This window comes from Pluralibacter gergoviae ATCC 33028 = NBRC 105706 (assembly GCF_001598855.1).
Classification (GTDB): Bacteria; Pseudomonadota; Gammaproteobacteria; order Enterobacterales; family Enterobacteriaceae; genus Pluralibacter; species Pluralibacter gergoviae.
Map to the genome: position 1 here is coordinate 1 of NZ_BCZS01000039.1, position 15,609 is coordinate 15,609.

15 protein-coding genes are annotated in these 15,609 nt (G+C 60.6%); 11 read left to right on the top strand and 4 right to left on the bottom strand.

The features are described 5' to 3' along the window. Positions 1 to 115: 115 nt before the first annotated feature. Positions 116 to 886, bottom strand: a complete 771-nt coding sequence (locus tag ENGE1_RS23060) for an amidohydrolase (protein WP_048255119.1) — start codon at positions 884 to 886, stop codon at positions 116 to 118. 160 nt (positions 887 to 1,046) lie between these two features. Between ENGE1_RS23060 and ivy the strand changes: the two genes are divergently transcribed. Beyond that, positions 1,047 to 1,490, top strand: coding sequence for an Ivy family C-type lysozyme inhibitor (ivy, locus tag ENGE1_RS23065; RefSeq protein WP_048255120.1), 444 nt, complete (start codon positions 1,047 to 1,049; stop codon positions 1,488 to 1,490). An 86-nt stretch (positions 1,491 to 1,576) separates the two neighbouring features. On the opposite strand, the gene fadE is transcribed toward ivy, so the two are convergent. Next, the gene (gene fadE, locus ENGE1_RS23070) at positions 1,577 to 4,024 is read right to left on the bottom strand and encodes an acyl-CoA dehydrogenase FadE (protein ID WP_048255121.1); all 2,448 of its coding nucleotides are present in this window, start codon (positions 4,022 to 4,024) and stop codon (positions 1,577 to 1,579) included. Positions 4,025 to 4,259: 235 nt separating this feature from the next. Here fadE and lpcA point away from each other — a divergent pair, with 235 nt between their 5' ends. Both lpcA and ENGE1_RS23080 read left to right on the top strand, forming a co-directional pair. Beyond that, positions 4,260 to 4,841 carry a D-sedoheptulose 7-phosphate isomerase gene (lpcA, locus tag ENGE1_RS23075; RefSeq protein WP_043085831.1) on the top strand — a complete coding sequence of 194 codons (582 nt, stop codon included), beginning with the start codon at positions 4,260 to 4,262 and terminating at the stop codon, positions 4,839 to 4,841. A gap of 52 nt (positions 4,842 to 4,893) precedes the next feature. After that, entirely contained in the window at positions 4,894 to 5,661 is a 768-nt protein-coding gene (locus ENGE1_RS23080; RefSeq protein WP_043085830.1) for a class II glutamine amidotransferase, read from the top strand. Here the strand turns inward: ENGE1_RS23080 and dpaA are convergent. Beyond that, a complete protein-coding gene (gene dpaA / locus ENGE1_RS23085; RefSeq protein ID WP_043085829.1) occupies positions 5,632 to 6,372 on the bottom strand; it encodes a peptidoglycan meso-diaminopimelic acid protein amidase in 741 nt (246 codons plus the stop codon). The genes ENGE1_RS23080 and dpaA overlap by 30 nt on opposite strands. A 399-nt stretch (positions 6,373 to 6,771) precedes the next feature. On the opposite strand from dpaA, the gene ENGE1_RS23090 reads away from it, so the two are divergent. The 8 genes from ENGE1_RS23090 (at position 6,772) to dinB (ending at position 13,989) form a co-directional block, all read left to right on the top strand. After that, on the top strand, positions 6,772 to 8,115 hold the full coding sequence (locus ENGE1_RS23090; protein ID WP_048255123.1) for a Na(+)-translocating NADH-quinone reductase subunit A: 1,344 nt from the start codon (positions 6,772 to 6,774) through the stop codon (positions 8,113 to 8,115). 3 nt (positions 8,116 to 8,118) lie between these two features. Next, a complete protein-coding gene (locus tag ENGE1_RS23095; RefSeq protein WP_045290667.1) occupies positions 8,119 to 9,357 on the top strand; it encodes an NADH:ubiquinone reductase (Na(+)-transporting) subunit B in 1,239 nt (412 codons plus the stop codon). Next, positions 9,350 to 10,144, top strand: coding sequence for a Na(+)-translocating NADH-quinone reductase subunit C (locus ENGE1_RS23100; RefSeq protein WP_048255124.1), 795 nt, complete (start codon positions 9,350 to 9,352; stop codon positions 10,142 to 10,144). The genes ENGE1_RS23095 and ENGE1_RS23100 overlap by 8 nt, the downstream gene beginning before the upstream one ends. Continuing rightward, positions 10,137 to 10,775, top strand: a complete 639-nt coding sequence (locus tag ENGE1_RS23105; RefSeq protein ID WP_045290664.1) for an NADH:ubiquinone reductase (Na(+)-transporting) subunit D — start codon at positions 10,137 to 10,139, stop codon at positions 10,773 to 10,775. The genes ENGE1_RS23100 and ENGE1_RS23105 overlap by 8 nt, the downstream gene beginning before the upstream one ends. A 6-nt stretch (positions 10,776 to 10,781) precedes the next feature. Continuing rightward, on the top strand, positions 10,782 to 11,378 hold the full coding sequence (gene nqrE, locus ENGE1_RS23110; RefSeq protein ID WP_048255126.1) for an NADH:ubiquinone reductase (Na(+)-transporting) subunit E: 597 nt from the start codon (positions 10,782 to 10,784) through the stop codon (positions 11,376 to 11,378). A gap of 10 nt (positions 11,379 to 11,388) precedes the next feature. Continuing rightward, entirely contained in the window at positions 11,389 to 12,612 is a 1,224-nt protein-coding gene (gene nqrF / locus ENGE1_RS23115) for an NADH:ubiquinone reductase (Na(+)-transporting) subunit F (RefSeq protein WP_048255127.1), read from the top strand. Between the two features lie 2 nt (positions 12,613 to 12,614). Beyond that, complete coding sequence (gene nqrM / locus ENGE1_RS23120; protein WP_043086780.1) at positions 12,615 to 12,830, top strand: (Na+)-NQR maturation NqrM; 216 nt, start codon at positions 12,615 to 12,617, stop codon at positions 12,828 to 12,830. Between the two features lie 100 nt (positions 12,831 to 12,930). Then, the gene (gene dinB / locus ENGE1_RS23125) at positions 12,931 to 13,989 is read left to right on the top strand and encodes a DNA polymerase IV (protein WP_048255128.1); all 1,059 of its coding nucleotides are present in this window, start codon (positions 12,931 to 12,933) and stop codon (positions 13,987 to 13,989) included. Positions 13,990 to 14,059: 70 nt separating this feature from the next. On the opposite strand, the gene pepD is transcribed toward dinB, so the two are convergent. Next, on the bottom strand, positions 14,060 to 15,517 hold the full coding sequence (gene pepD, locus ENGE1_RS23130) for a cytosol nonspecific dipeptidase (protein ID WP_048255130.1): 1,458 nt from the start codon (positions 15,515 to 15,517) through the stop codon (positions 14,060 to 14,062). Positions 15,518 to 15,609: the final 92 nt, after the last annotated feature.

Sequence of the window (15,609 nt, forward strand, 5' to 3'; positions counted from 1 at the left end):
ACGGCGAGCTCCCTTAACACGTTCACCGCAAAAGCATTCACAGAGAAGCAGAGTGCTACGGGTGAACGGAACCATTCCACTATCGCTGGCAGAATGCGGTTAAATGTCCGCAGGGCTATTCAAGCCTGAACCCATCCGCATCCCGCCACGCCGGGAACTTCTCCCGATATTCGCACAGCGCCGTCAGCGACAGCTCGGCGTCGATGCGGGCGGCCTGGTGCGCCTCGGCGCTGGCGACGATCTCGCCCTGCGGATTGATAATCCGGCTATCGCCCCGGTAGTGGTGGCCGTTGCCGTCGCTGCCGACGCGGTTGCAGCCGGCGACCCAGGCCTGATTCTCAATGGCGCGCGCCAGCAGCAGCGCCTGCCAGTGCAGGGCGCGCGGGGCGGGCCAGTTGGCGACGTACAGCGCCAGGTCGTAATCATCGCGGTTGCGCGACCACACCGGGAAGCGCAGGTCATAGCAAACTAGCGGCAGAATGCGCCAGCCGCGCCACGTAATCACCACCCGCTCGTGTCCCGCCTCGTAGTACTGGTGCTCGTCGGCCATGCGGAACAGGTGGCGCTTGTCGTAGCGGTGTACGCGCCCGTCGGGCTCCACCAGCAGGAAGCGGTTTACCGGGCCGCGTTCGGTCTGCAGCGCGGCGCTGCCGGCTACCATCGCATTGGCGCGGCGGGCCTTATCGGTCATCCACGCAACCACTTCTTCCTCCGGTAGCGACTGCCCGGCGGCTTCCATCGCGAAGCCGGTGGTGAACATCTCCGGCAGCACGATCAGGTCGCGCCCGGCAATCTCTTCCAGCTGAATATCAAAGTGGCGCAGGTTGGCCGGGCCATCCATCCACGCCAGCGGCTGCTGCAGTAGGGTAATTTTCAAACCAGACACGGTTTCAGGCTCCTGAATTGAAGAGTCATTATGTTCACATTACCACCTTAGCAAATGGGCAGAAAAAGTCATTTCCGGAACTTGCTGATTTGCATTTGGCTTCGTCAGAGTCCACCCTTGAGAAGCTAAACGAAACGGGCGAAAGGCCCAGGGAGATAACATGTATAAAGCGATAATTGCCGCTGCGGCGGTGCTGATGACCAGCGGGGCGTTTGCCGCTGATAACTTGACTATCCAGGATCTTGCCAGCAATAAAGACAGCAAAGCGGCCTTCAGCAAGATGGTTAAGGGGCACAAGCTTCCCGCGTGGGTCAGCAAGGGCGGCACCTCAACGCCGGCGAAAACCGTTAAGCTCGGCGATACCGAATATCAGGTGCTGAGCGCCTGTAAGCCGCACAACTGCGCCGCCGAGCGCGTGGCGGTGCTGTGGTCGGAGAAGAACCAGACCATGAGCGGCGTCTTCTCCACCGTCAATGACAAGACGGCGAAAGAGAGTCTGACCTGGCTCAACGTTGGCGATGCGCTGTCGATTGATGGCAAGACGGTGCTCTATTCGGCGCTGACCGGCAGCCTGGAGAATCATCCCGACGCCTTTAATTTCTGAGGAATAAAAAAAGGCGGAGAGAGCCTCCGCCTGAAATGGATACGTGATGTGGACATCAAGCCGGGTCGTTGCCCGGCTTTTATTATTTATGCGGCCTCAACCTTACGCACTTTCTCTTCCTGCTTTTTTAGCGGCTTCGTCGCCAGCTCTGCCGGTTCAAAGTCATCGACGTTGATGCTGCGCAGGCGGCTGGTTTCCGCTTTATTCAGCACGTTCGCCTCTTCCTGATTAATCAGGCCCTTCGCCAGCGCGTTACGCGCCAGTTCGTCGAGACGGGTGAACGGCAGATTTTTGCCCAGCTCTTTGCAGATCCGCTGGTGAATCGGATCGGCGGCCATTACGTCAACCAATGCTTCTTCCAGCAGACCCACCGGGTTGTGCTCGCTGGCGGTCAGGTACTGGCCGCGGCCGATGCGGCTGCGCGTGGCGCTCGGGGTCTGCAGGATCTTCGCTACCGTATGATCGAGGCGATCGGACGGCGCCGCGTAGTGGCGGCCGGTCGGGAAGATAACGGCGTTCAGCAGTCCGGCGACCGCGCGATTCGGGAAGTTGCGCAGCAGATCGTCGATAGCCTGCTCGGCCTGATTCAGCGCGTCCTGCACGCCCCAGTGAACCAGCGGCAGATCCGCTTCGTTGCGGCCTTCGTCGTCATAGCGCTTGAGCGTGGCCGAGGCCAGGTAGAGCTGGCTCAGCACGTCGCCCAGGCGGGCGGAGATACGCTCCCGGCGCTTGAGGCTGCCGCCGAGCACTGCCATTGAGACGTCAGACAGCAGGGCCAGGTTGGCGCTGAGGCGGTTCAGATGCTGATAGTAGCGTTTGGTGGCATCGCGGGTCGGCGAGGCGCTGGTCAGGCCGCGTGTCAGACCCAGCCAGAAGCTGCGTACCGTACTGCTGCCGACGTGACCGATGTGCTTAAACAGCAGCTTATCGAAGGCGTTCAGATCGTTATTCTGTGCGGCGGCCATCTCCTCCAGCACGTACGGATGGCAGCGGATCGCGCCCTGGCCGAAGATCATCATGCTGCGGGTCAGGATGTTGGCCCCTTCCACGGTGATGGCAATCGGCGCACCCTGATAGGCGCGGGCGAGGAAGTTGCCTTCGCCGAGCATGATGCCTTTACCGCCGGTGATGTCCATAGCGTCAATCACCGAGCGCTGGCCGCGGTGGGTACAGTGATACTTCACGATAGCCGACAGCACCGCCGGTTTTTCGCCGAGCATAATACCGTAGGTGATCAGCGACGCGGCGGCGTCCATTACGTAGGCGTTACCGCCGATGCGGGCCAGCGCCTCTTCAATCCCTTCCATCTTACCGATGGAGATTTTGAACTGGCGGCGAATGTGGGCGTAGGCGCCGGTGGCCATCGCCACAGACTTCAGGCCGCCGGTGGCGTTGGACGGCAGGGTAATGCCGCGACCGACCGACAGACACTCAACCAGCATGCGCCAGCCCTGTCCGGCCATTTTTGGTCCGCCGATGATGAAATCGATCGGCACGAAGATGTCCTTTCCGCGGGTCGGGCCGTTCTGGAACGGGACGTTGAGCGGGAAGTGGCGGCGGCCAATCTCCACGCCCGGCGTACCGGTCGGGATCAGCGCGCAGGTGATGCCCAGCTCTTCGCTGCCGCCCAGCAGTTTTTCCGGGTCGGAAAGCTTGAATGCCAGGCCCAGCACGGTGGCAATCGGCGCGAGGGTAATGTAGCGCTTGTTCCAGGTCAGGCGCATACCCAGCACCTGTTCACCTTCCCATTCGCCCATGCAGACCACGCCGGTGTCCGGAATGGCGCCGGCATCGGAGCCCGCTTCCGGGCTGGTCAGCGCGAAGCACGGGATCTCCTGGCCGCGGGCCAGGCGCGGCAGATAGTGATTTTTCTGCTCTTCAGTCCCGTAGTGCTGCAGCAGCTCGCCCGGGCCGAGGGAGTTAGGCACGCCGACGGTGATCGCCAGAATACCGGAGACGCCGGAGAGCTTCTGCAGGACGCGGGCCTGAGCGTAGGCGGAGAACTCAAGGCCGCCGTACTCTTTCTTAATGATCATCGCAAAGAAGCGGTGCTCTTTCAGGTAGGCCCACAACTCCGGCGGCAGGTCGGCCAGCTCATGGCTGATCTGGAAGTCGTTGGCCATGCGGCAGGCTTCTTCGACCGGGCCATCAAGGAAGGCCTGCTCTTCGGCGGTCAGGCGCGGCTGCGGGTAGTTATGCAGCTTTTTCCAGTCCGGGTTGCCCTGGAACAGGTCGCCTTCCCACCAGGTGGTGCCCGCGTCGATCGCCTCTTTTTCAGTACGCGACATCGGCGGCATCACCTTGCTGAAGGTGCGGAACACCGGCGCGGAAATCATCGATTTACGCATCGGGGCAAAGTTAAACGGCAGCAGGATAATGGCCAGCGGCAGCAGCACCCAGCCGTTCCACAGGCCGGCGGCGGCCATCGCCGCCGTCCACAACAGCAGAATTACGCTGCTGAGCAGCAGGCTTACGCGGTGATAAAAGAGCGCACCGAGTAATACAACGGTTGCAACAATACTCAAAATCATCATAAAAAAGCTCCCTGTCTCGTAGGAGGTCTGACCACTTGTGATGATATGGTTGTAGTGGATGTGAATTCTTTTAGCAATGCGTTTACAAAATAATTACAACCTGGCTCACAGAGTTCGTGTCTGCGCGGGCACGCAAAATCAAAAGGAGGGCGCTTTCGCCGGGGTTGCGCTTCTCGGTTTTGACGCTATCCGTTACACTGCCAGGGTTAATCATCAATGCTGAAGGATTATCCTCATGTACCAGGATCTTATTCGTAACGAACTGAACGAAGCCGCAGAGACGCTGAACAACTTTCTGGCGGACGAAGCCAATATTCACGCGATTCAGCGTGCCGCCGTCCTGCTGGCAGACAGCTTCAAGGCGGGCGGCAAGGTGCTCTCCTGCGGCAACGGCGGTTCGCACTGCGATGCGATGCATTTTGCCGAAGAGCTGACCGGACGCTACCGCGAAAACCGTCCGGGCTACCCGGCAATTGCCATCTCTGACGTCAGCCATCTCTCCTGCGTCAGCAACGATTTTGGCTATGAGTATGTTTTCTCGCGCTACGTGGAGTCCGTGGGCCGCGCCGGTGACGTGCTGCTCGGCATCTCTACCTCCGGCAACTCCGGCAATGTGATCAAGGCCATTGAAGCGGCGCGCGCGCAGGGCATGAAGGTAATTACCCTCACCGGCAAAGACGGCGGTAAAATGGACGGTTCTGCGGATGTTGAAATTCGTGTGCCGCATTTTGGCTATGCGGATCGCATTCAGGAGATCCATATTAAAGTGATCCACATCCTGATTATGCTTATCGAAAAAGAGATGGCGAAGGCGTAGTTTTCTGCTCCCGCCGGGCGCGGCCCGGCGCATAAAGTGATTGAGGTGTTGTATGTGCGAACTGCTCGGGATGAGCGCTAATGTGCCTACCGATATCTGCTTTAGCTTTTCCGGACTGGTGCAGCGCGGCGGCGGTACCGGCCCGCATAAAGACGGCTGGGGAATTACCTTTTACGAGGGCAAAGGCTGTCGCACATTCAAGGATCCGCAGCCGAGCTTCCAGTCGCCCATCGCAAAACTTGTGCAGGAGTATCCCATCAAATCCTGCTCGGTCATCGCCCACATCCGCCAGGCCAACCGCGGCGAAGTGGCGCTGGAAAATACCCATCCCTTTACCCGCGAGCTGTGGGGCCGTAACTGGACCTACGCCCACAATGGCCAGCTAAAAGGCTACAAGGGACTCGATACCGGGCAGTTTCGTCCGGTAGGGGAAACCGACAGCGAAAAGGCCTTCTGCTGGCTGCTGCACAAGCTGACCAGCCGCTATCCGCGCACGCCGGGCAATATGGCCTCGGTGTTTAAGTACATCGCCTCGCTGGCGGCGGAAATGCGGGAGAAGGGCGTGTTCAACATGCTGCTATCGGACGGGCGCTACGTGATGGCGTTCTGCTCTACCAACCTCTACTGGATCACCCGGCGGGCGCCGTTCGGCGTGGCAAAGCTGCTGGATCAGGACGTGGAGATTGATTTTCAGCGCGAAACCACGCCGAACGACGTGGTCACGGTGATTGCTACCCAGCCGCTGACCGGCAATGAGACCTGGCAGCGGATCCCGCCAGGCGAGTGGGCGCTATTTTACCTCGGGGAGCGTGTAGTTTGACACCAGCTGCGAGCCCTGAACCTCGTGGCTCAGCGGCTTGCTGACCACATAGCGGCCGCTCACTACGCTGACCATCGGCGGTCTGTGGGTCTGTTCGAAGTAGTCATACCCGGGCTTGAGCTGTGACCAGAAATCTTTGTAGTAAGAGTACTGGTGGCGCTTCATATTGGCGTCGGTCATGCGGAACGGATAGATACTCACCTGCACGTTCGGCTGGCCGAAAACCAGCGCGCCGGTCACGAACTGGAAAATCTCATCAATGCTGCTGTCGGTCATGGCGTAGCAGCCTACCGACACGCAGGCGCCGTGGATCATCAGATATTTACCCTGATAGCCGTGGGCCTGATCGTAGGCGTTGGGAAAGCCGATATTAATGGCCTTATAGAAGCGGCTGTCCGGCTTGAGCTGGCTGCGGGTGACGTTATAGAACCCTTCAGGTGATTTAAAATCGCCCTGGCGCTGCTTCGGCCCCAGGCCGCCGGAGTAGTTGCAGATTTTATAGCTGTCGAGCAGTTGATAGGTTTCGCCCATTTTGACGTACAGATCGAGCGTGCGCTCTTCTTTAAAGATCTGGATATAAACCGGCGATCCCATGAGCTTCTGCTTATATTCTTTGCTGACAGAGGGCCTGACGGGATTACTGCTCAGCAAACCGGCGAAAGAGACGCACGGGATCAGAAGCATCGCAAGTAAAAATGCGATTTTGCGCATACTGCTTGTTCCTTGATAAAACGGTGTAAACGTGCCGCAATGGCGAAAGAGGTCTGAATCAGCGTTATTCTGATTTGAGCGCTCACATTAGCACCAACAAAGTTTTTCGCAAGCCCGAAGCGCCGGGTTTACAAAGGCCGCCCGCCGGATTTCGCACTTTCTGAAAGTCGCATAGCTAAACTTTGCGCACTAGCTCGCATTTACTGACGCAGAAAAAGGGTAAAGGCTGCGCGGCGGGGGGCTTTGAGGTACACTTCCCGCGCTTATATCATCGGGGCTGAAAGGATGCTTCACGCCCGCGCGCTGCACTGCGCCTTCATAGGCTTTGGCGCTAAGTTCCCCTTTCTCCCCTCCTGAGTTTTACCCCTCTGGGTTTAATTACGGATACCTGCTAACAACATGATTAAAATCACCAAAGGGCTCAACCTGCCCATAGCCGGCGCGCCGTCACAACAGATTTCCGAAGCTACCGCGGTGGCGCACGTTGCCGTACTTGGGGAAGAGTTTCCCGGTATGCGGCCCGCCATGATGGTCAGCGAAGGCGAGCGGGTGCTAAAGGGCCAGCCGCTGTTTGAGGACAAAAAGATCCCCGGCGTGCTGTTTACCGCGCCCGCCAGCGGCACCGTCAGCGCCATTCATCGCGGCGAACGTCGGGTACTGCAGTCGGTGGTCATTGCCGTTGACGGCGATGAGTCGCTGGCCTTCGAACGTTTTGATACCGCTGAACTCGCCACCCTCTCGCGGGAGACAGTTCAGCAGCAGCTGCTGGCCTCCGGCCTGTGGGTGAGCCTGCGCACGCGTCCCTTCAGTAAAACGCCGGTGCCGGGCAGCGTACCGGCGGCTATCTTTGTCACCGCGATGGATACCAATCCGCTGGCTGCCGATCCGCAGCCGCTCATTGCCGCCCACCGCGACGCCTTTAACGCCGGTTTAACCGTCCTGACCCGTCTGACCGACGGCAAAGTGCACGTCTGTCAGGCCAGCGGCGGTAAACTGGGCGGCCACCCCGGCGGACAGGTGACCTTTAACGAATTCAGCGGCCCGCATCCTGCCGGATTGCCGGGCACTCATATCCACTTTCTCGAACCGGTGAGCCTCGCTCGCCAGGTGTGGCACCTCAACTATCAGGACGTTATCGCTATCGGCAGGCTGTTTACTGAAGGTGAGCTTTTTACTGAACGGGTCATCGCCCTCGGCGGCCCGCAGGTTAACACCCCGCGCCTGCTGCGCACCCGCATGGGCGCCAGCCTCGACGAACTGCTGGCGGGCGAGCTGGCGGCAGGCGAAAACCGCGTTATCTCAGGCTCAGTGCTGAGCGGCACCCGCGCGGCCGGGCCGCACGCCTTTCTCGGCCGCTTCCACCTGCAGGTCAGCGTGGTGCGCGAGGGGCGCGATAAAGAGCTGTTCGGCTGGATCATGCCGGGGCGCGAAAAATACTCCGTTACCCGCACGACCCTGGGCCACTTCCTCAGGCACAAGCTGTTTAACTTTTCCACCGACACTCACGGCGGCGAGCGGGCAATGGTGCCCATCGGCAATTATGAGCGGGTGATGCCGCTCGATATTCTGCCGACCCACCTGCTGCGCGATCTGCTGGTGGGCGACACCGACGGCGCTCAGGCGCTCGGCTGCCTGGAACTGGATGAAGAAGATCTAGCGCTCTGCACCTACGTCTGCCCGGCCAAATATGAATACGGACCGATGCTGCGCGACGTGTTAACCCGCATAGAGCAGGAAGGATAAGCCATGGGCCTGAAAAATTTGCTGGAAAAAATCGAGCCGCACTTCACCCACGGCGGCAGGCTTGAAAAGTACTATCCGCTGTACGAAGCGGCGGCGACCATCTTCTACACGCCGGGGATGGTCACCAAAGGCGCCTCCCACGTTCGCGACGCCATTGACCTGAAGCGCATGATGATCCTCGTCTGGCTGGCGGTCTTCCCGGCGATGTTCTGGGGCATGTACAACGTCGGGCTGCAGACGATCCCTGCGCTGCACAAACTGTACGGGCCGCAGGAGCTGCAGCAGGTGATTAGCGCCGACTGGCACTACAGCCTGGCCCAGTGGCTCGGCGTCAGCTTCAGCGCCGATGCGGGATGGCTGAGCATGATGGGGCTGGGCGCCGTGTTCTTTTTCCCTATCTACATGACGGTATTTATCGTCGGTGGCTTCTGGGAAGTGCTGTTCGCCATCGTGCGCAGGCATGAAATCAACGAGGGGTTCTTCGTCACCTCCATTCTGTTTGCCCTGATTGTGCCGCCAACGCTGCCTCTCTGGCAGGCGGCGCTCGGCATCAGCTTCGGCGTGGTGATCGGCAAGGAGATTTTCGGCGGCACCGGGCGCAACTTCCTCAACCCGGCGCTGGCCGGGCGCGCGTTCCTGTTCTTCGCCTATCCGGCGCAGATTTCCGGGGATCTGGTGTGGACGGCGGCGGACGGCTTCTCCGGCGCGACCCCGCTCTCGCAGTGGGCGAGCAACGGCGGCGAAGCGCTGGTCAACGTCACCAGCGGCCAGCCGGTGACCTGGCTTGACGCCTTCCTCGGCAACATTCCCGGCTCTATCGGTGAAGTCTCAACCCTGATGATCCTGCTCGGCGGGGCAATCATCCTCTTTGGCCGTATCGCCTCCTGGCGTATCGTCGCCGGGGTGATGCTCGGCATGATCGCAGCAGCAACGCTGTTCAATTTTATCGGCTCGGCCACCAATCCGATGTTTGCCATGCCGTGGTACTGGCACCTGGTGCTGGGCGGCTTCGCCTTCGGCATGATGTTTATGGCCACCGATCCGGTATCGGCCTCCTTTACCGATAAAGGCAAGTGGTGCTACGGGGCGCTGATCGGCGTGATGTGCGTGCTGATCCGCGTGGTAAACCCGGCCTATCCGGAAGGGATGATGCTCGCCATTCTGTTCGCCAACCTCTTTGCGCCGCTGTTCGACTATCTGGTGGTGCAGGCCAACATCAAGCGGAGGAAGTCGCGTGGCTGAAGTAAAAAATAACGACAGTTTCGGCAGAACGCTGCTGGTGGTTCTGGTGCTGTGCCTGGTGTGCTCAATTGTGGTCGCCGGCGCCGCCGTCGGCCTCAAGCCGCGCCAGCAGGAGCAGCGGGCGCTCGATAAACAGCGCAACATTCTGGCGGTGGCGGGGCTGTCGCAGCCCGGCATGAAGGCCGACGATGTCGCCTCCGTCTTCGCTGAACGCATTACGCCGCGCCTGCTGGATCTGAACAGCGGTACGCTGCTGGATAAAGATCCGGGCAGCTTTAATCAGGCCCAGGCGCTGAAAGATCCGGGCCAGAGCACCACCCTCGATCCCGCTGACGATCCGGCGGGCATCAAGCGACGCAGCAACGTGGTGGAGATCTGGCTGGTCAAAGATGCACAGCAGAAGCTGCAGGAGATTGTCCTGCCGATCTACGGCAACGGCCTGTGGTCGATGATGTACGCCTTCGTGGCGCTGGACACCGACGGCCGCACGGTCAAGGGCATCACCTACTATGACCAGGGCGAAACCCCGGGGCTGGGCGGCGAGGTCGAAAACCCGGCGTGGCGCCAGCAGTTCGTCGGCAAAAAGGTGCTTAACGACAGCGGCATGCCGGCGCTGAAGGTGGTGAAGGGCGGCGCGCGGCCCGGAGACGAGTACGCGGTGGACGGCCTGTCCGGCGCCACGCTTACCTCTAACGGCGTGCAGCACAGTTTTGATTTCTGGATGGGGGAGCAGGGCTTTGGCCCCTTCCTCAAGCAGGTCCGTGAAGGAGGGCTGAACAATGGCTGATGCCGGTGAAATGAAAGAAGTAAAGCGGGTACTGGTCGGGCCGCTGTTCGCCAATAACCCGATCGCCCTGCAGGTGCTGGGCGTCTGCTCGGCGCTGGCGGTCACCACCAAGCTTGAGACGGCGTTTGTCATGACCATTGCGGTTACGCTGGTCACGGCGTTTTCCAGCATGTTTATCTCGATGATCCGCCACCACATTCCCAACAGCGTGCGCATCATCGTGCAGATGGCGATCATCGCCTCGCTGGTGATCGTGGTCGATCAGCTGCTGCGCGCCTTCGCCTATGAGATCTCCAAGCAGCTGTCGGTGTTCGTCGGGCTGATCATCACCAACTGCATCGTGATGGGCCGCGCCGAGGCCTACGCCATGAAGTCGCCGCCGCTGGCGAGCTTTATGGACGGCATCGGCAACGGCCTCGGCTACGGCGCGATCCTGATGGTGGTCGGCTTCCTGCGCGAACTGATTGGCAGCGGCAAGCTGTTCGGCGTTCAGGTGCTGGATACCGTGCAGAACGGCGGCTGGTATCTGCCCAACGGCCTGTTCCTGCTGGCGCCGAGCGCATTCTTTATTATCGGTCTGCTGATCTGGGCGCTGCGCACGTGGAAGCCGGAACAGCAGGAGAAGGAGTAATCGACGATGGCGCATTATCTCAGCCTCTTTGTGCGCGCGGTGTTTGTGGAAAACATGGCGCTGGCCTTCTTCCTCGGCATGTGTACCTTCCTCGCGGTGTCGAAAAAGGTCTCGACCGCCTTCGGCCTCGGCGTGGCGGTCACGGTGGTGCTCGGCATCTCGGTGCCGGTCAATAACCTGATCTATAACCTGGTGCTGCGCGACGGCGCGCTGGTGGAGGGCGTGGATCTCAGCTTCCTCAACTTCATCACCTTCATCGGCGTCATTGCCGCGCTGGTGCAGATCCTTGAAATGATCCTCGATAAGTACTTCCCGTCGCTGTACAACGCGCTGGGCATCTTCCTGCCGCTGATCGCGGTCAACTGCGCCATTTTCGGCGGCGTGTCGTTTATGGTGCAGCGCGACTATAACTTCCCCGAATCGGTGGTATACGGCTTCGGCTCCGGCATCGGCTGGATGCTGGCTATCGTGGCGATGGCCGGGCTGCGCGAGAAGATGAAGTACGCCAACGTGCCCGCAGGACTGCGCGGCTTAGGGATCACCTTTATCACCACCGGACTGATGGCGCTGGGCTTTATGTCATTCTCCGGCGTGCAGCTGTAAGGGAGCGGATATGGAAATAATGCTTGGCGTGGCGATGTTTACGCTGATTGTGCTGGTGCTGTCGCTGCTGATCCTCGCCGCGCGCGCCAAACTGGTTAACTCAGGCGACGTGGTGATTGAGATCAACAACGAAGCCGACAAGCAGATCCACACCCCGGCGGGCGACAAGCTGCTCAATACGCTCTCCAGCAATGGCATCTTCGTCTCCTCCGCCTGCGGCGGCGGCGGCTCCTGCGGCCAGTGCCGGGTGCGGGTGAAAGAGGGCGGCGGCGACATTCTGCCTACCGAGCTTTCGCACATCACCAAACGTGAGGCGAAAGAGGGCTGCCGCCTGGCCTGTCAGGTGGCGGTGCGCCAGAACATGAAGATTGAGCTTCCCGAGGAGGTCTTCGGCGTTAAAAAATGGGAGTGCGAGGTTATCTCTAACGATAACAGGGCCACCTTCATTAAAGAGCTGAAGCTGGCTATTCCTGAGGGGGAAGTGGTGCCGTTCCGCGCCGGGGGCTTTATCCAGATCGAGTGCCCGAGCCACAAAGTGGCCTACGCCGACTTTGACGTGCCGGAGGCGTACCGCAGCGACTGGGATAAGTTCAACCTGTTCCGCTACGTCTCCGAGGTCAGCGAACCGGCGCTGCGCGCCTACTCGATGGCCAACTACCCGGAAGAGAAGGGCATCATTATGCTCAACGTCCGTATCGCCACGCCGCCGCCGTCGGCGCCGGATGTGGCGCCGGGCATCATGTCCTCTTACATCTGGTCGCTGAAGCCGGGCGATAAGGTGACCATTTCCGGGCCGTTCGGCGAGTTCTTTGCCAAAGAGACCGATGCCGAAATGGTCTTTATCGGCGGCGGCGCCGGCATGGCGCCGATGCGCTCGCACATTTTCGACCAGCTCAAGCGGCTCGGCAGCCAGCGTAAAATCAGCTTCTGGTACGGCGCCCGCTCGCTGCGCGAAATGTTCTACGACGATGAGTTCGAACAGCTGGCGCGCGAGAACCCGAACTTCACCTTCCACGTGGCGCTCTCCGATCCGCAGCCGGAAGATAACTGGACCGGGCACACCGGCTTCATCCACAATGTGCTGTATGAGAACTACCTTAAGCAGCACCCGGCGCCGGAGGACTGCGAGTTCTACATGTGCGGCCCGCCGGTGATGAACGCGGCGGTGATCAAAATGCTCAAGGATCTCGGCGTGGAGGATGAAAATATCATGCTTGATGATTTCGGAGGCTGATGATGCTGACGGTATTTCTCGCCACCTTCGCGGTGTTTTTGCTGGTGGTTTTCGGCATGTCGCTGGGCTACCTGATTAAGCGTAAGAGCATCCAGGGCAGCTGCGGCGGTATCTCCTCCCTCGGGCTGGAGAAGGTCTGCGACTGCCCGGAACCCTGCGATGCGCGTAAAAAGCGCGAGGCGCGCGAGGCCCGGCAGCGGCAAAACCGCATCCTGTAACGCCCGGCCCGGCGGCGGATCGCCGCCGGGCCTTCTCTTGTGCTTCTCTCTTTTAATAATTTTGCTGTATACTTATCCAGTTGTTTGCTGAGGGCCGGGTATGCGCAAAATCATTCACGTCGATATGGACTGCTTTTTTGCCGCCGTTGAGATGCGGGATAATCCGGCCCTGCGCGACATTCCGCTGGCCATCGGCGGCAGCCGCGAGCGGCGGGGCGTGATCAGCACCGCCAACTACCCGGCGCGCAAATTTGGCGTGCGCAGCGCCATGCCGACCGCCACCGCCCTGCGGCTCTGCCCGCACCTGACCCTGCTGCCGGGCCGCTTCGACGCCTACAAAGAGGCCTCGCACCACATCCGCGAAATCTTCTCCCGCTACACCTCGCGCATTGAGCCGCTCTCGCTTGACGAAGCCTACCTCGACGTCAGCGACAGCGTGCACTGCCACGGCTCGGCGACGCTGATCGCCCGGGAGATCCGCCAGACCATCAGCGACGAGCTGCACCTTACCGCCTCGGCGGGCGTGGCGCCGATCAAGTTTCTCGCCAAAATCGCCTCCGACCTCAACAAGCCCAACGGCCAGTACGTCATCACGCCCGAAACCATGCCCGCCTTTATCAAAAACCTGCCGCTGGCGAAAATCCCCGGCGTCGGCAAGGTGTCGGCGGCAAAGCTTGAGAGCATGGGGCTGCGCACCTGCGGTGACGTGCAGAACAGCGACCTGGCGACGCTGCTTAAGCGCTTCGGCAAATTTGGCCGGGTGCTGTGGGAGCGCAGCAGCGGCATCGACGAGCGGGAGGTGAATAACGACCGCCTGCGCAAATCCGTCGGCGTGGAGCGCACCCTGGCCGAGGATATCCACGACTGGGAGGCGTGCGAGGCTATCATCAACAACCAGCTCTATCCGGAGCTGGAGCGGCGGCTGAAGCAGGTTAAGCCGGATCTGCTTATCGCCCGCCAAGGCGTGAAGCTCAAGTTTAACGATTTCCAGCTCACCACCCAGGAGCACGTCTGGCCGCAGCTGAACCGGGAAGATCTGCTCGCCACCGCCTGGAAAACCTGGCAGGAGCGCCGCGCCGGGCGCGGCGTGCGGCTGGTGGGCCTGCACGTCACCCTGCTCGATCCGCAGATTGAGCGCCAGCTGGTGCTGGGGCTGTAGGGCGAGTTTTGTCGGTCAGGCAAGCGCAGCGCCGCCTGACAACGCAGGCGGCGCAAGGCCAGAGGCGGGATTACTTCGCGGGAATAGACTTCAGCAGTTCGGTCAGCAGGATCCAGTACTGGCCCACGCTTTCGATATGCACCTGCTCATCCGGCGAGTGCGGCCCGGTGATGGTTGGCCCGATGGAAACCATATCCATATTCGGGTACGGCTTTTTGAACAGGCCGCATTCCAGACCGGCGTGGATCACCTGAATGTTCGGCGTCTTGTTGAACAGGCGCTGGTAGGTTTCGCGCACCAGGTGCATTACCGGCGAGTTGGCGTCCGGCTGCCAGCCCGGGTATCCGCCCTTCGGCGTGGTCTGCGCCCCGGCCAGCTTGCCCAGCGACTCCAGCATGCTTACCACGTACTCTTTACCGCTGTCGATCAGGGAGCGGATCAGGCAGTTGATGTTCACCTTCTCATCGTCCATGGTGACCACGCCGATGTTCAGGGAGGTTTCCACCACGCCCTTCGCCACGTCGGAGTTGCGGATCACGCCGTTCGGCATGGCGTTCAGCAGGCGCACGAAGGTGTCGCGGCACTGGGCGGTGAGGGCGCCTTTATCCGCAGAGGCCGTTTCCAGCACCAGGGTGAGGTTCTTCTCTTTCGCTTCCAGCTCGTTTTTCAGGATCGCCTGATACTTGCTGACCAGCGCCTTCAGGGCGTCGGCCTTTGCTGCCGGCACGGCGAGAGTGGCGAAGGCTTCGCGCGGAATGGCGTTGCGCAGGGTGCCGCCGTTAAAGTCCACCAGGCGCAGATCCAGTTCCGCCGCGTGGCCGGCCAGGAAGCGCACCAGCAGCTTGTTGGCGTTGCCCAGACCTAAATGAATGTCGCCGCCGGAGTGCCCGCCCTTCAGGCCCTTCAGGGTCAGCTTAAAGGTCGTAAAACCGGCCGGCACCGCTTCGCGGGTAAGCTGAAGGGTGCTGGTAAAGTCGATGCCGCCCGCGCAGCCCATGTAGATCTCGCCTTCCTCTTCCGAGTCGGTGTTGATCAGGATATCGGCCTGTAGCCAGTTGGCCTGCAGACCGAACGCGCCGTCCATGCCGGTTTCTTCCGTCATGGTCAGCAGCACTTCCAGCGGGCCGTGTTCGACGCTGTCGTCGGCCAGCACCGCCAGCGCGGACGCCATGCCGATGCCGTTATCCGCGCCCAGGGTGGTGCCGCGCGCCTTAACCCATTCGCCGTCGATGTAAGGCTGGATAGGATCTTTGGTGAAGTCGTGAACGGTATCGTTATTTTTCTGCGGCACCATATCGAGGTGCGCCTGCAGGGCCACCGGCTTGCGGTTCTCCATGCCCGCCGTCGCCGCTTTACGGATCAGGATATTGCCTACCTGGTCGCGCTCCGCGTGCAGGCCTTTCTCTTTCGCCCAGCCCATAATGTGCTCGGCCAGCGCCTGCTCGTGATGGGAAGGGTGCGGAATGGAGCAGATCTTGGCAAAAATATCCCACAGCGGCTGAGGGGAAAGTTGAGACAGTTCTGACACGGTAAGTCTCCTTACGGCTTGCTGCAAAAGTCACTTGCAGCTAAAGGGTTAGCGGTAACAAACAGGCACCAGGCCTGACTTGCACGATGCGG

Excerpts from the sequence above, each read along its gene's own strand:
- ivy (WP_048255120.1), top strand. The coding sequence starts at position 1,047 with ATGTATAAAGCGATAATTGCCGCTGCGGCGGTGCTGATGACCAGCGGG.
- fadE (WP_048255121.1), bottom strand. The coding sequence starts at position 4,024 with ATGATGATTTTGAGTATTGTTGCAACCGTTGTATTACTCGGTGCGCTC.
- lpcA (WP_043085831.1), top strand. The coding sequence starts at position 4,260 with ATGTACCAGGATCTTATTCGTAACGAACTGAACGAAGCCGCAGAGACG.
- ENGE1_RS23080 (WP_043085830.1), top strand. The coding sequence starts at position 4,894 with ATGTGCGAACTGCTCGGGATGAGCGCTAATGTGCCTACCGATATCTGC.
- dpaA (WP_043085829.1), bottom strand. The coding sequence starts at position 6,372 with ATGCGCAAAATCGCATTTTTACTTGCGATGCTTCTGATCCCGTGCGTC.
- ENGE1_RS23090 (WP_048255123.1), top strand. The coding sequence starts at position 6,772 with ATGATTAAAATCACCAAAGGGCTCAACCTGCCCATAGCCGGCGCGCCG.
- ENGE1_RS23095 (WP_045290667.1), top strand. The coding sequence starts at position 8,119 with ATGGGCCTGAAAAATTTGCTGGAAAAAATCGAGCCGCACTTCACCCAC.
- ENGE1_RS23105 (WP_045290664.1), top strand. The coding sequence starts at position 10,137 with ATGGCTGATGCCGGTGAAATGAAAGAAGTAAAGCGGGTACTGGTCGGG.
- nqrE (WP_048255126.1), top strand. The coding sequence starts at position 10,782 with ATGGCGCATTATCTCAGCCTCTTTGTGCGCGCGGTGTTTGTGGAAAAC.
- nqrF (WP_048255127.1), top strand. The coding sequence starts at position 11,389 with ATGGAAATAATGCTTGGCGTGGCGATGTTTACGCTGATTGTGCTGGTG.
- nqrM (WP_043086780.1), top strand. The coding sequence starts at position 12,615 with ATGCTGACGGTATTTCTCGCCACCTTCGCGGTGTTTTTGCTGGTGGTT.
- dinB (WP_048255128.1), top strand. The coding sequence starts at position 12,931 with ATGCGCAAAATCATTCACGTCGATATGGACTGCTTTTTTGCCGCCGTT.